We start from the raw sequence: 10,810 nt of genomic DNA, 5'->3' as shown, positions 1-10,810 counted from the left end.
ACGCGCATCGTGCGCCAGCCGGTGCGGCTGTCCGTTTATGAAGCGGTGCGGATTATGATGTTCGACCGGATGAGCCTGGAGGGAGCGGAGCGCCTGCAGGCCGTTCCGGGATTGGCCGAAGGCTGGAAGGAAGAGATGGGCATACGTATCGAAAAACTGCGTTCGTACGCCGAAGGGGGAGGGCCGCTATGACCAAGGAGCAGAGAACGGTATTGATTACCGGCGCGGCCGGCGGGATCGGCAGCCGGTTGTCGGAAGCGTATGCCGAAGCCGGTTATCGCGTGGCGATGACCGATGTGGAGGCTTCCCGCGGCGAGGCGGCAGCCGCAGCGATCGGGGGCCGCGTGCAAGCGGCGGCTGTCCGGTTTCTGGCGGCCGATCTGGCAAAACCATCGGAAATAACCTCGCTGTTCGAGCAGTTGGACGAAGCCGGATACGCGCCGGACGTCCTGATCAATAATGCCGGCTTTGGCATTAACAAGAGTCCGTATGAGCTCACGGTGGAGGACTGGGACAGCGTCATCAACGTCAACCTGCGCGGAACGTTCCTGTGCGCGCGCGAAGCGGGCAGAAGAATGCGTACCCGAGGCGGCGGGAGGATCATCAATATTTCCTCGACGCGCGCCTATATGTCCGAGCCGCACACGGAAGCTTACGCGGCGACCAAAGGCGGCATAGCCGCTTTGACGCATGCCATGGCCGCGTCGTTTGCCGATGACGGCATTACCGTCAACTGCATCAGCCCGGGCTGGATCGAGACCGGGAATTACGACGCGCTGCGGGACGCCGATCACTCGCAGCACTGGTCCGGCCGGGTAGGCAAGCCGGACGATATTGCGCGGGCGTGCCTTTTCCTGTCGGACCCGGCCAACGTTTTCATCAATGGGACGAACGTCACGGTCGATGGCGGCATGACGAGAAAAATGATTTATGAAGAATGAGAAACCGGACATAACGCCCGATAAGGCGGCATGTCCGGTTTTTTCGTTTCGGCTGTTATTTCGCCGCGCGCTGGGCGGCTGCGTTGCCCGCTTCCTCCGGGTTGCTGACGAATAGTGCGGTGACCATGGCCAGGGACATCGCGATCAGTCCATAAACAAACAGATTTCGGATACCTTGCATGAAATCCGGTGCGTTGATGAGCAGGCTGCCCATGATCGTGACGCCGATCGCCGTACCAATGTTGCGCCCGAACATTTGAAGCGACGCCGAAACGCCTTTCTCATGCGGCGCAACAAGCTGCTGGGAGCCGATGATGCCGACCGTGAACAGCAGCCCGAAGCCGGCTCCCTGCACGAACAAGGCGAAGAACACATACCAGAAGCCGGTATTGGGTCCAAGCAGCGCGAGCAGCGCGCCCGAAACCAGGATAATGCCGTTGCTAATCAGCAGCAGGCGGGCGTAGCCGTAACGAAGCACCCATTTGCCGGCCGGCGTCGCCGTGATCATCCAGCCTGCCGACATGCTCAGCAGCGAGACCCCGCTTTCGAACAGGCTGTATCCGTTTTCCTGCAGGAACAGAGGCACGTAGCTGGAGGTGCCGAACAAGGCGCTGCAGGCGGTGAAGCCGTTGATGATCATCCAGCGAACCGGCTTGTTACGGAACAGCGTCAGCGGAACGATCGGCGACGCATGGCGCTTCTCATACAGAAAGAAAAACACGAGCACGAGCGCTCCCGCCGCGGCATACGCGTAAGGATACGTCTCAATCGTCGTGGCGGCCAGCAGCAGGCTGATTCCGACGGCAAAAAGGACGGAGCCGAAAACATCGACCTTGGCGCGCTTCGGCTCGTAGACCTCTTTATAGCCGAGCAGCAGAAGGAACGAAATGATGCAGATCGGAATGTTGATGTAAAATATCCAACGCCAGTTCAGCTGTTCCACGAAAACGGCGCCGAGCAGCGGGGCGAGAACGGCCGACAAGCCCCACATCGCGGTGAACAACGCCTGGATTTTACCGCGCTGTTCAACCGGATACAAATCGCCTGCTATGATGATCGGGAACGGCATCATGACGCCCGCCCCGATGCCCTGAACGGCGCGGAACAGAACGAGCTGCAGCATCGTATCCGCCATCCCGCTCAGGAGCGAGCCGAGCAGAAACAGGATGATGCCGAAGCCGAAAATGCGTTTGCGGCCGAACAGGTCGGAGATTCTTCCCGCGAGCGGCGCCAGGACGGTGGCGAATATCATGTAAGAGGTAAACGACCATGCAAACAGCGACCGTCCGTTCAATTCCTCGGCGATGACCGGCATTGTCGTGTTCATAATGGTGGAATCCATGGAAGCGACCAGCATGGCAAGCACGATACTGGACATTACGGCTAATTTGCGGCTTTTCATCTTAATCGTCTCCTTGCTGTCGAATGGGCGGGGTCCGGAGCACCGGCGCGGACTGCGGGCATTCGCGGTAAAATGGGATGATACGGAAAACGTATACTATCGTAACATATGAACGCCGTTTTGGCATCCGCGCATTGCATCGCCGCAAGACCACGGTAAAATTGCCGTTCCGGCGGCATATACATATAGAGCCGTTCCCTACGAAAACCGGGCGGAGCTCTGTGCAAGACGATGCGAAAAATAAAAGAAATTGCAGCTGCTCGGACGAACACTCTATTCGGTACCGGTATAAGCTGATATACTTATAGATGGAATTTTCTAATTTTTGCAACTTGACACGTAACACTGACAATTCGGACTATTCGACAAAGGAGTGGGGACATGGCAATTCTACCGAAGACGAATGAGCTTGGATTTTTCGAAATCCGTCTGGAGTCGATCGGGGGCTTGGGCGCGAACCTGGCTGGCAAAATGCTGGCTGAGGCTGGCGTTGTGGGAAGCGGTTTCAACGGGGTGAGTTTTTCCTCATACGGCTCGGAGAAAAAGGGTTCGCCCGTTAAAGCGCATATCCGGTTTTGCGGTCTGGACGTCAATATTCGCGACACGACACCGGTAGAACGGCCGCACATCGTAGGCATTTTTCACGAAAACCTGTCCAAAACGGTCAACGTCATCAGCGGCATTTACGAGGACAGCATGGTGCTTGTCAATTCGGCGAAATCGCCAGAGGTGCTGAAGGACAAATTGAACATGCTCGGCGGCACGCTGGCGGTCGTCGACGCAACGGGCATTGCCCTCGATGAGAACAACCGCGTTAACATGGCCATGCTGGGCGCCTTGTTCCGCCTTTGCGATTTTCTCGATGCCGAGCATATGAAAGGAATTATCCGCAAGTCGCTTGAGAAAAAGTATCCGCAGGCCGTCGAGCCCGCGCTTCGCACGTTCGACCGCGGCTACAACGAGGTCAGGTCGCAAAGCTTCGGTCTGCCGGATGGCGCGGCCATGCCGCTACCGACCAGATGGGATATCCCGGCGCTCGGATGGGTGACGCAGCCGATGGGCGGCATGATCACGAATCCCGGCAACAGCATTCTGAAAGATTTGAGCATTTCGCGCCAGGGCATGATGCCGCATTTCGACGATGAGAAGTGCATCCATTGCGCGGCCTGCGATACGGCCTGCCCGGACTTTTGCTTCGTTTGGGAGGAGCAGCCGGACAAGAAGGGACGACCCCAGATGTTTCTGCAGGGGATCGATTACCAGTATTGCAAAGGCTGCCTGAAATGTGTGGTCGCCTGCCCTACGGAGGCGCTCGTGTCGGAACGTGAGACGGACGGCTATGGGGACGCGAAACGTGTGCCCCACCGGTTTATATTGGCCGATTGACGGCTTGAACGGACCCAAACTTATGGCGAGGTGAGCATGTAATGGCAATCGAAATCAATAAGGAGCTGTCTGGCGGCCTGGTGGAGCAGCGGATGGTCTATGAATCCGGCAACGAAATGGCGGCCTACGCGGCGCATCAGATCAACTACCACGTGATGGGTTATTTTCCGATCTCGCCGTCGACGGAGGTCGCGCAATTCCTCGACCTGATGAAGGCGAACGGCCAGCATGACATCAAGCTGATTCCAGCCGACGGCGAGCACGGCTCGGCGGGCATCTGCTATGGCGCTTCCGCTGCGGGCGGGCGGGTGTTCAACGCGACGAGCTCGAATGGCTATCTCTATATGCTTGAGCAGATGCCGGTTCAATCGGGCACGCGCTTTCCGATGGTCATGAACCTCGTATGCCGTTCGGTATCCGGTCCGCTCGATATTCACGGCGACCACTCCGATTTGTATTTTGCGCTTAACACGGGCTGGCCGATTCTCATGTGCCGGGACCCTCAGGCGGTTTACGATATGAACATCATCGCGATCAAGCTGGCGGAGGACCCGGAGGTCCGCCTTCCGGTATTGGTGGCGTCCGACGGCTACTTCACCTCTCACCAGAAGCGCCGCGTGCAGACGTTCGCGCATCGCGCGGACGTGCACCGGTTCGTCGGCGAACTGCCGCCGTCCGGCTTCGCCCATGTGCTGGACCGCAACAATCCGATTACGGTAGGCCCGTACATGAACGAGCCGGACTATATCAACAACTGCTATCAACAGACGATGGCGATGTACCGGGCGGGAGACGTATATGACAGAATCCGTCAGGAGTACGCGCTGCTGACCGGCCGCGATTATCCGATTCTCGACCTGTACCGGATGGAGGATGCCGAGGTGGCGGTGTTCCTGATGAACTCGGCCTCGGAGATCATCAAGGATGTCGTCGACCAGCTTCGTGAACAGGGCATCAAGGCCGGTTCGATCGCGCCGAACATGATTCGGCCGTTCCCGCAGAAGGAAATTGCCGAGGCGCTTCGCGGCGTCAAGGCGGTTACGATCGGCGACCGGGCCGATTCGTACGGTGGACACGGCGGAAATATGACGAATGAAATCAAGGCCGCGCTGTTCACGCACGGCAACGCGGCGACCAAAGTAATCAGCCGCATCTATGGACTCGGCGGCAAAGACTTCTATGCGGAAGACGGCCATCATTTCTTCCGCCTGGCGATTGATGCGGCCGAGAAGGGCTATGTGGAAGTGCCGTTCGATTATTACGGCCACACGGCGGGCGATCCGGACAAAGCGCCGAAGCGCGTCCTTGAGCCGCTCCGTTTCGAGGATTTGAAGACCGGGCTGATTACGGCCGAGCGCGACGAGACGACCGGCAAGCTGAAGGTCAAGGTGCCGCCCGTACGCCAGCTGACAAAGAAGCCGAAGCGGCTGGCGCCCGGACACGGGGCCTGCCCGGGCTGCGGCATTTTCTCCGGATTGGAGCTGTTCTTCAAGGGCATCGAGGGCGATATCGTCGCGCTATACCAGACCGGCTGCGCGATGGTCGTCACGACCGGCTTCCCGTATTCGTCGCATAAGGCGACGTACATTCACAATTTGTTCCAGAACGGCGCCGCGACGCTGTCCGGTGTGGTGGAGATGTTCTGGGAGCGCAAGCGCCGCGGCGAGCTTGACGGTCTCGGCCTGCGGGAGGATTTCACGTTTGTCATGATTACGGGGGACGGCGGGATGGACATCGGCATGGGGCCGGCCATCGGCAGCGCGCTCCGCAATCATAAGATGATCATTCTGGAATATGACAACGAGGGATACATGAACACGGGAGCGCAGCTGTCGTATTCGACGCCGCTCGGCCACCGCACCTCGACGTCTAACGTCGGCAAGCATCAGGGCGGCAAGCTGTTCCACCACAAGGACACGGCGCAGATCATGGCCGCCACGAACATTCCGTACGTGTTCACAGGCTCGGAGTCGGTGCCGCAGGATTTGCTGCGCAAGGCGGCGAAGGCGCAGTATTACGCTCAGAACGAAGGGCTCGTCTATGGTAAAATTCTGATCACGTGTCCGCTGAATTGGCTCTCCGAGGAGAAGATCGGCCAGACGCTGATCGACGATGCCGTCAACGCCTGCTTTTTCCCGCTGTATGAGGTGGAGCAGGGCATCACGAACATCACGCACAACCCGGAGGAAAAGGGGAAGCGGATCCCGCTTGCGGATTGGCTTAAAAACATGGGCAAGACGAAGCATATGACCCGTCCCGAATACGCCGAGGCGCTGAAATCGTTCGAGGATGAGGTCGAACGGCGCTGGCAGAGGTTGAAGGCGAAGCACGAAAGCCCTTATTTGTAAAGGATGGCAAACATGTCGATGACGATAAGCGGATTGACGTTCGCAGTCTTCCGTACGGCTGCGCCGGGAGGGGAAGCCGCATTCGGGACGGGACTGATGGAGGAAGGCTTCGCGGCCGTTCGCCGGTTTTTGGAGGATTATCGCATCTATTTACAGCAATACGACGAACCGGAGGCCGATGAGGCGGTGCGTCTGCTGGCGCGCGACGGCTATGATCTGCAGGCAAGGCACCGGACTTGAACGGTTAACAGATGGAAGCGCAGCAGTGTGAAAAAAAGATAGCGCCGACGGCACTCGCCGCGGCGCTTTTTCATTCGTGCAAAAGAGCCAGGAGCGGCTCCTCAGCGGGACTCGCTCTCGCGCATCAGGTGGGCGGCGATTTTGCGGCCGTGAAACCTTCCCGTTTCGATGAAAATTTCATTCGCCTCGCGCCTGGAAGCGACGACGCCTGCCAGAAAGACGCCGGGCACGTTCGTTTCCATCGTCTGCTCGTCGAAAAACGGCCAACCTTCCGGCTCGATGCGGACGCCTGCGTCCGACAGAAATCTGCGGTCCGGGTGGAAGCCGGTGAGCGCCAGCACAAAATCGTTCGGGAGCCGTTCCTCGCCTTCGGCACTCGACACCGTAACCGATTCCTCTTCGATCGCAATCACCCTTGAAGCGAACATCATGCGAATATGCCCTTTCGCGACCTTGCTCTCAAACAGCGGCAGCACCCAAGGCTTGATACCTGACGCATAATCCGCTCCCCGGTACACCACGGTTACCTCTGCGCCGACCCGCTCCAGCTCCAGGGCGGCGTCGATCGCCGAGTTGCTGCCGCCGATGATGGCGACCCTGGTGCGCGTGTACGGATGGGCCTCGCGGAAAAAGTGGCTGACCTTGTCGAGCTCCTCGCCCGGAATGCCGAGCAGATTCGGATGGTCAAAATAGCCGGTAGCGATGACGACGCGCTCGGCCTCGTAACGGAGCGGCTTGCCGTACCGGTTGCGGGCCTCCAGCGAGAAGCGGCCATTCGGCAGCGGCACCAGCCTTGTCACCTCCGAATACGTATGCATCCGCACCTCGCGGCGCAGGGCGACGCTCCGGTAATAATTCAACGCTTCGATCCGACTGGGCTTGTCGCCTGCCGTGGTAAACGGTATATCTCCGATCTCCAGCAGCTCCGGCGAACTGAAAAATTGCAGGTAGACGGGGTACTGCGAAATCGAATGGACGACGTTCTGCTTTTCGATAATGAGCGGATCGAGCCCCGCCTGCTGCAGCTCGATCGCAGCAGCCAGGCCGCACGGTCCGGCGCCGATAATGATTACGCGTTCGGTATGCATGAAAATAACCTCCTAGCGCCTTCAATAGGCGCGAAACAATCCTATTGTACTATCTGCAGGCGGTCACAATCAACGAAACGACCTGTGTACGGCAGGAGGAATGTTGTATAATGAAGTACAAGTTATTGTGCACACGTCTCACAGGCCGTCGTCCGGAAGCTCCCGGGAGCTCCGGCCGAGGTTGAACGGATGCGGGAAATGCTGTATTGTGTTTACTGACAAGGAGGAATTACCCATGCGTCGGCGTTTTGTCATCGAAGCCGTGATGGTGGCGACATACGGGCAGCTGCTCGTGCCGAACCATCCGGTCGATTATGTAATCCCTTATTCGACTGTTATGGAATTATACGATATGAAAGAAGGCGCCGAGCCGGTCATGGACGATCCGGAGGACGACCGGCATGTGAAGAGCAAAATCGGCGAACTGATCGAATTTTTCCAAGACCCGCTCAACCGGAAAAAGATCGAACGCGCGCTCCAGGTGCCTTGGCGCGAAAGCTCCCCGCTGATTTTGAACGAGAACGTGTCGTTCATTATCATGAACGCGATGGACAATGCCCAGTTCGGGGATGGATTCGATCCGATCGAGACGGAGCAAATTTTGACGGCCAGCAGGCTGCAGATTCCGATGCTGACCGATCAGCTCGAGCTGCAGGACCGCATCATCGAATCGGAAGCGCCGGTTCAGGTTTACGACATTGAGGATTTCGAATTTGCGGTCGAGGGCGGCATGGCCGGGCTGGACTGGGAAACGAGCCGGGATCTGTAGAAACGAAGCGGAGCTGGGCCTACACTCATCTTTTTCAGGCGTATGGCCCATAATACTCCTGTTCGTATGATATGGAGGAGGCGACTGATATGGCGACAAGCCGCAACCATCAGGGTGCGCACGGCATCGGCCAGACCGAGGAGCAGCTGCAGCAGCAGATCGAGGCCGCAACGGAAATTCAGGGGGACAGCCGCCTGGACCGCAGCGACAGCGAGCTGGACGAGATTATCGAAACCTGACCTCTCAAATGCAAACGGAAAGCGTCTTGCAATCGGGCAAGGCGTTTTTTTGTGCGGCAACGACTCGGCTTTTATGGGCGCGAAGTGAACCAAATTGCCGCACAGAGGCTGATTCGGCGTTGCTGCCGCACGTTGCCGGGACTGGGCGATGCATAGGCTGCTTCTTTTGGCGGATACTGTAAGCCAAAGGAGAGTGTGCCATGAACGAGTCGTTTGCCCTAACAGCCGGGTTGGAGGAAATACGGGATCATTTCGAAATAAATAAGGTCATTGCGGTGCATGAGCCCCGCAGCCGCATAGAGCCGACGGAGGATGTGCCGATTATTGTAGGTCGGAAGCGGGAGCGCATGCTTGTCGAATCCCGCTGGGGCCTGTTTCCTTTCTGGGCGAAGGATTCGGTTCATGCCGATCTGAGCGGCGTTTTGTCCAAGCCGATTTTTGACCGGATCGTGAAAAAGCAGCGTTGTGTCGTACCCGGCACCGCGCTCACCCGCCGCATGCAGGACGACGGCAAAGTGAAGCGTCAGGCCCTTCTCACCGTCAAGGATCGGGCGTTATTCGGCATGGCGGGCATTTACGAAGAGCGGATTGATCCGCGCGGCGGCTTGCACCGTTCCTTCACGATCGTGACGACGGCGCCCGCAGGCGAGGCCGGCGCTTATTTTAGCGGCGTGCCGCTCTTCCTTGAGCCGGAGACCAGGGAAGCATGGCTTGATCCCTCACTGCGTGACAAAACGCTGTGGCAGAACCGGCTTGGGCCAATCGGCGCAGACAGGCTGAAGCTCGTTCTCGAAACGACGGAGCCGGCACCGCTTTTTTTCCACTAAGAAAGCCACGTGACAGCTCAGGTTCGATATGCTACCCTCTGTGCAAGAGGATGCATCGGAAGGGGCCGGGGCAAGTGAATGACAAAAAATCACGCTGCGCTGTCGAACGGACGGCGCTTGTTATCAGGCGGGAGGGCGAGTCGCTTTGGCTTCGCGCGAACGGCAAGGATGTGCGTCTTGACGCTGGCAGAGCCGAGGGCGGAACGGCGGCGGGAGATACGGTCAAATGGGATGGCAGAAGATGGACGATCATACGCTGAACGACGACAGCCTCCGAATCGCTTAGGGATTCGGAGGCTGTTTCTGATTGATATGTGATCGCTGTGGAGCATCCGCAGCAGCGCTTCAGGCCGTTTTGGCACCTGGTCTCATCGATTTCACGATCAGAGTATCCAGCTCTTGACTTGCCCGGATAACCTCGGGATGAAGAAGGTTCATCCGGTTGCGCTCGGCGATTTGAAGCAATTCTCTTTTCATTTGGTATATTTGTTCCTGGAGTTCCATGTCATCACCCAATTCCGGTTATTTTCGGACAACCTCATCTTAATCGATAATTGTGAGGAAAGAATAAAGGAACTATGAGATTTTATAACAGGCGCCACCCCCTCATTACAGCATGCGCGCGGCCGTGAAACGAATCCGACATGGAAATCGGACCTTTAGCGGACAAACTTGAGGCCATCGTCACCCCGCTTAATCGGATGCTGTCGCTCGCTGTCGACTAGTTGTATAGCTACTTGATTTTTGTAAGCCGTAGTCCTATACTCTTAGCAACCGCCCTTGCCGCTGATATGGCGAGAGGCAGCATGGGAGGAAGAACAATGAGCGATAATCGGCAACCGACGCAGCGCGGCATCAAACGCGTCTGGAACGCGCACAAAAATTACATTAGTCCTGCGCACCAGAACAGCTTGATTCTGGAGCCCGGTCCCGGACATTTCGAGGAGCATGATCCATTTCTGCTGCTGGCGGAGGATTGGTTCGGCAGAGGCTCGTTCGACGTGCATCCGCACCGCGGGATCGAGACTGTCACGTACGTGATGGAAGGAAGGCTGGAGCATTACGACAACAAATCCGGCGACAAGGACGAGCTGCTGCCCGGCGACGCCCAGTGGATGACGGCCGGACGGGGCGTCATTCATAAGGAAGATCCCGGTGAGGGCGAAACGGTGCATTCCCTGCAGCTCTGGGTGAATTTGCCGAGCGAAGAGAAAATGACGGAGCCCCGGTACCAGAACCTGCGTGCGGCGAACATGCCGTTGCGCGAGGAGCCGGGGGCGAAGATCCGCGTGTTCTCCGGCTCGTCGGGCGATGTAACGGCGCCGACCGTCAATGTCGTGCCGGTGACGATGGTGGAATTCCAGCTTGAGCCGGGGGTAACGGTGAAGCAGGAGCTGCCGGGCGGCTATAACGGTTTTTTCTTCGTATTGGAGGGAGAAGGCCGTTTCGGCAGTGAAGGCGTCAAAGGTTCGCAGCGGCAAGCGCTTATGCTTGCGCCCGGAGAGGATGGCCGGCCGAGCGAACTGACGATTGCCGCAGACACGAAGCTTCGCGTGCTGCTCTACGCCGG

At 58.0% G+C, this 10,810-nt stretch carries 12 protein-coding genes and 1 pseudogene; 10 read left to right on the top strand and 3 right to left on the bottom strand.

The features are described 5' to 3' along the window. Positions 1-192, top strand: a pseudogene (locus BG52_RS15825) (hypothetical protein); the annotation flags it as partial. After that, the gene (locus BG52_RS01285; protein ID WP_036579518.1) at positions 189-941 is read left to right on the top strand and encodes an SDR family NAD(P)-dependent oxidoreductase; all 753 of its coding nucleotides are present in this window, start codon (positions 189-191) and stop codon (positions 939-941) included. The pseudogene BG52_RS15825 and the gene BG52_RS01285, both read left to right, overlap by 4 nt. A gap of 55 nt (positions 942-996) precedes the next feature. Here the strand turns inward: BG52_RS01285 and BG52_RS01280 are convergent, their stop codons facing one another. Then, positions 997-2,343 carry an MFS transporter gene (locus tag BG52_RS01280; protein WP_036579515.1) on the bottom strand — a complete coding sequence of 449 codons (1,347 nt, stop codon included), beginning with the start codon at positions 2,341-2,343 and terminating at the stop codon, positions 997-999. A gap of 381 nt (positions 2,344-2,724) precedes the next feature. Between BG52_RS01280 and BG52_RS01275 the strand changes: the two genes are divergently transcribed. From BG52_RS01275 to BG52_RS01265, 3 genes are read left to right on the top strand one after another with little or no spacing between them, the layout of a single operon-like run. Then, the gene (locus BG52_RS01275; RefSeq protein ID WP_036579512.1) at positions 2,725-3,729 is read left to right on the top strand and encodes a 2-oxoacid:acceptor oxidoreductase family protein; all 1,005 of its coding nucleotides are present in this window, start codon (positions 2,725-2,727) and stop codon (positions 3,727-3,729) included. Between the two features lie 41 nt (positions 3,730-3,770). Further along, entirely contained in the window at positions 3,771-6,077 is a 2,307-nt protein-coding gene (locus BG52_RS01270) for a thiamine pyrophosphate-dependent enzyme (RefSeq protein ID WP_036579511.1), read from the top strand. A gap of 12 nt (positions 6,078-6,089) precedes the next feature. Next, positions 6,090-6,317 carry a hypothetical protein gene (locus tag BG52_RS01265; protein ID WP_036579509.1) on the top strand — a complete coding sequence of 76 codons (228 nt, stop codon included), beginning with the start codon at positions 6,090-6,092 and terminating at the stop codon, positions 6,315-6,317. 101 nt (positions 6,318-6,418) lie between these two features. Here BG52_RS01265 and BG52_RS01260 read toward each other — a convergent pair whose 3' ends face one another. Further along, on the bottom strand, positions 6,419-7,405 hold the full coding sequence (locus BG52_RS01260; protein WP_036579507.1) for a YpdA family putative bacillithiol disulfide reductase: 987 nt from the start codon (positions 7,403-7,405) through the stop codon (positions 6,419-6,421). Positions 7,406-7,640: 235 nt separating this feature from the next. Between BG52_RS01260 and BG52_RS01255 the strand changes: the two genes are divergently transcribed. The 4 genes from BG52_RS01255 (at position 7,641) to BG52_RS01245 (ending at position 9,500) form a co-directional block, all read left to right on the top strand. Next, positions 7,641-8,174 carry a hypothetical protein gene (locus BG52_RS01255; RefSeq protein ID WP_036579506.1) on the top strand — a complete coding sequence of 178 codons (534 nt, stop codon included), beginning with the start codon at positions 7,641-7,643 and terminating at the stop codon, positions 8,172-8,174. Between the two features lie 89 nt (positions 8,175-8,263). Beyond that, positions 8,264-8,413 carry a hypothetical protein gene (locus BG52_RS15820; protein WP_190287432.1) on the top strand — a complete coding sequence of 50 codons (150 nt, stop codon included), beginning with the start codon at positions 8,264-8,266 and terminating at the stop codon, positions 8,411-8,413. A gap of 200 nt (positions 8,414-8,613) precedes the next feature. After that, positions 8,614-9,240, top strand: a complete 627-nt coding sequence (locus tag BG52_RS01250) for an SOS response-associated peptidase (protein ID WP_036579503.1) — start codon at positions 8,614-8,616, stop codon at positions 9,238-9,240. Between the two features lie 74 nt (positions 9,241-9,314). Then, complete coding sequence (locus BG52_RS01245) at positions 9,315-9,500, top strand: hypothetical protein (RefSeq protein ID WP_036666671.1); 186 nt, start codon at positions 9,315-9,317, stop codon at positions 9,498-9,500. Between the two features lie 85 nt (positions 9,501-9,585). On the opposite strand, the gene BG52_RS15055 is transcribed toward BG52_RS01245, so the two are convergent. Then, a complete protein-coding gene (locus BG52_RS15055) occupies positions 9,586-9,744 on the bottom strand; it encodes an aspartyl-phosphate phosphatase Spo0E family protein (RefSeq protein WP_081793472.1) in 159 nt (52 codons plus the stop codon). Between the two features lie 317 nt (positions 9,745-10,061). On the opposite strand from BG52_RS15055, the gene BG52_RS01240 reads away from it, so the two are divergent. Next, on the top strand, positions 10,062-10,810 hold a 749-nt coding region (locus BG52_RS01240; protein ID WP_036666702.1), incomplete at its 3' end, for a pirin family protein.

This window comes from Paenibacillus darwinianus (assembly GCF_000598065.1).
GTDB lineage: Bacteria > Bacillota > Bacilli > Paenibacillales > Paenibacillaceae > Paenibacillus_I > Paenibacillus_I darwinianus.
The sequence above is the reverse complement of the archived record's forward strand: the minus strand, read 5'-3'. Positions and strand labels throughout refer to the sequence as shown.

Bases quoted from the DNA above. Each gene is read 5' to 3' on its own strand.
- BG52_RS01285 (WP_036579518.1), top strand. From the start codon at position 189: ATGACCAAGGAGCAGAGAACGGTATTGATTACCGGCGCGGCCGGCGGG.
- BG52_RS01280 (WP_036579515.1), bottom strand. From the start codon at position 2,343: ATGAAAAGCCGCAAATTAGCCGTAATGTCCAGTATCGTGCTTGCCATG.
- BG52_RS01275 (WP_036579512.1), top strand. From the start codon at position 2,725: ATGGCAATTCTACCGAAGACGAATGAGCTTGGATTTTTCGAAATCCGT.
- BG52_RS01270 (WP_036579511.1), top strand. From the start codon at position 3,771: ATGGCAATCGAAATCAATAAGGAGCTGTCTGGCGGCCTGGTGGAGCAG.
- BG52_RS01265 (WP_036579509.1), top strand. From the start codon at position 6,090: ATGTCGATGACGATAAGCGGATTGACGTTCGCAGTCTTCCGTACGGCT.
- BG52_RS01260 (WP_036579507.1), bottom strand. From the start codon at position 7,405: ATGCATACCGAACGCGTAATCATTATCGGCGCCGGACCGTGCGGCCTG.
- BG52_RS01255 (WP_036579506.1), top strand. From the start codon at position 7,641: ATGCGTCGGCGTTTTGTCATCGAAGCCGTGATGGTGGCGACATACGGG.
- BG52_RS15820 (WP_190287432.1), top strand. From the start codon at position 8,264: ATGGCGACAAGCCGCAACCATCAGGGTGCGCACGGCATCGGCCAGACC.
- BG52_RS01250 (WP_036579503.1), top strand. From the start codon at position 8,614: ATGAACGAGTCGTTTGCCCTAACAGCCGGGTTGGAGGAAATACGGGAT.
- BG52_RS15055 (WP_081793472.1), bottom strand. From the start codon at position 9,744: ATGGAACTCCAGGAACAAATATACCAAATGAAAAGAGAATTGCTTCAA.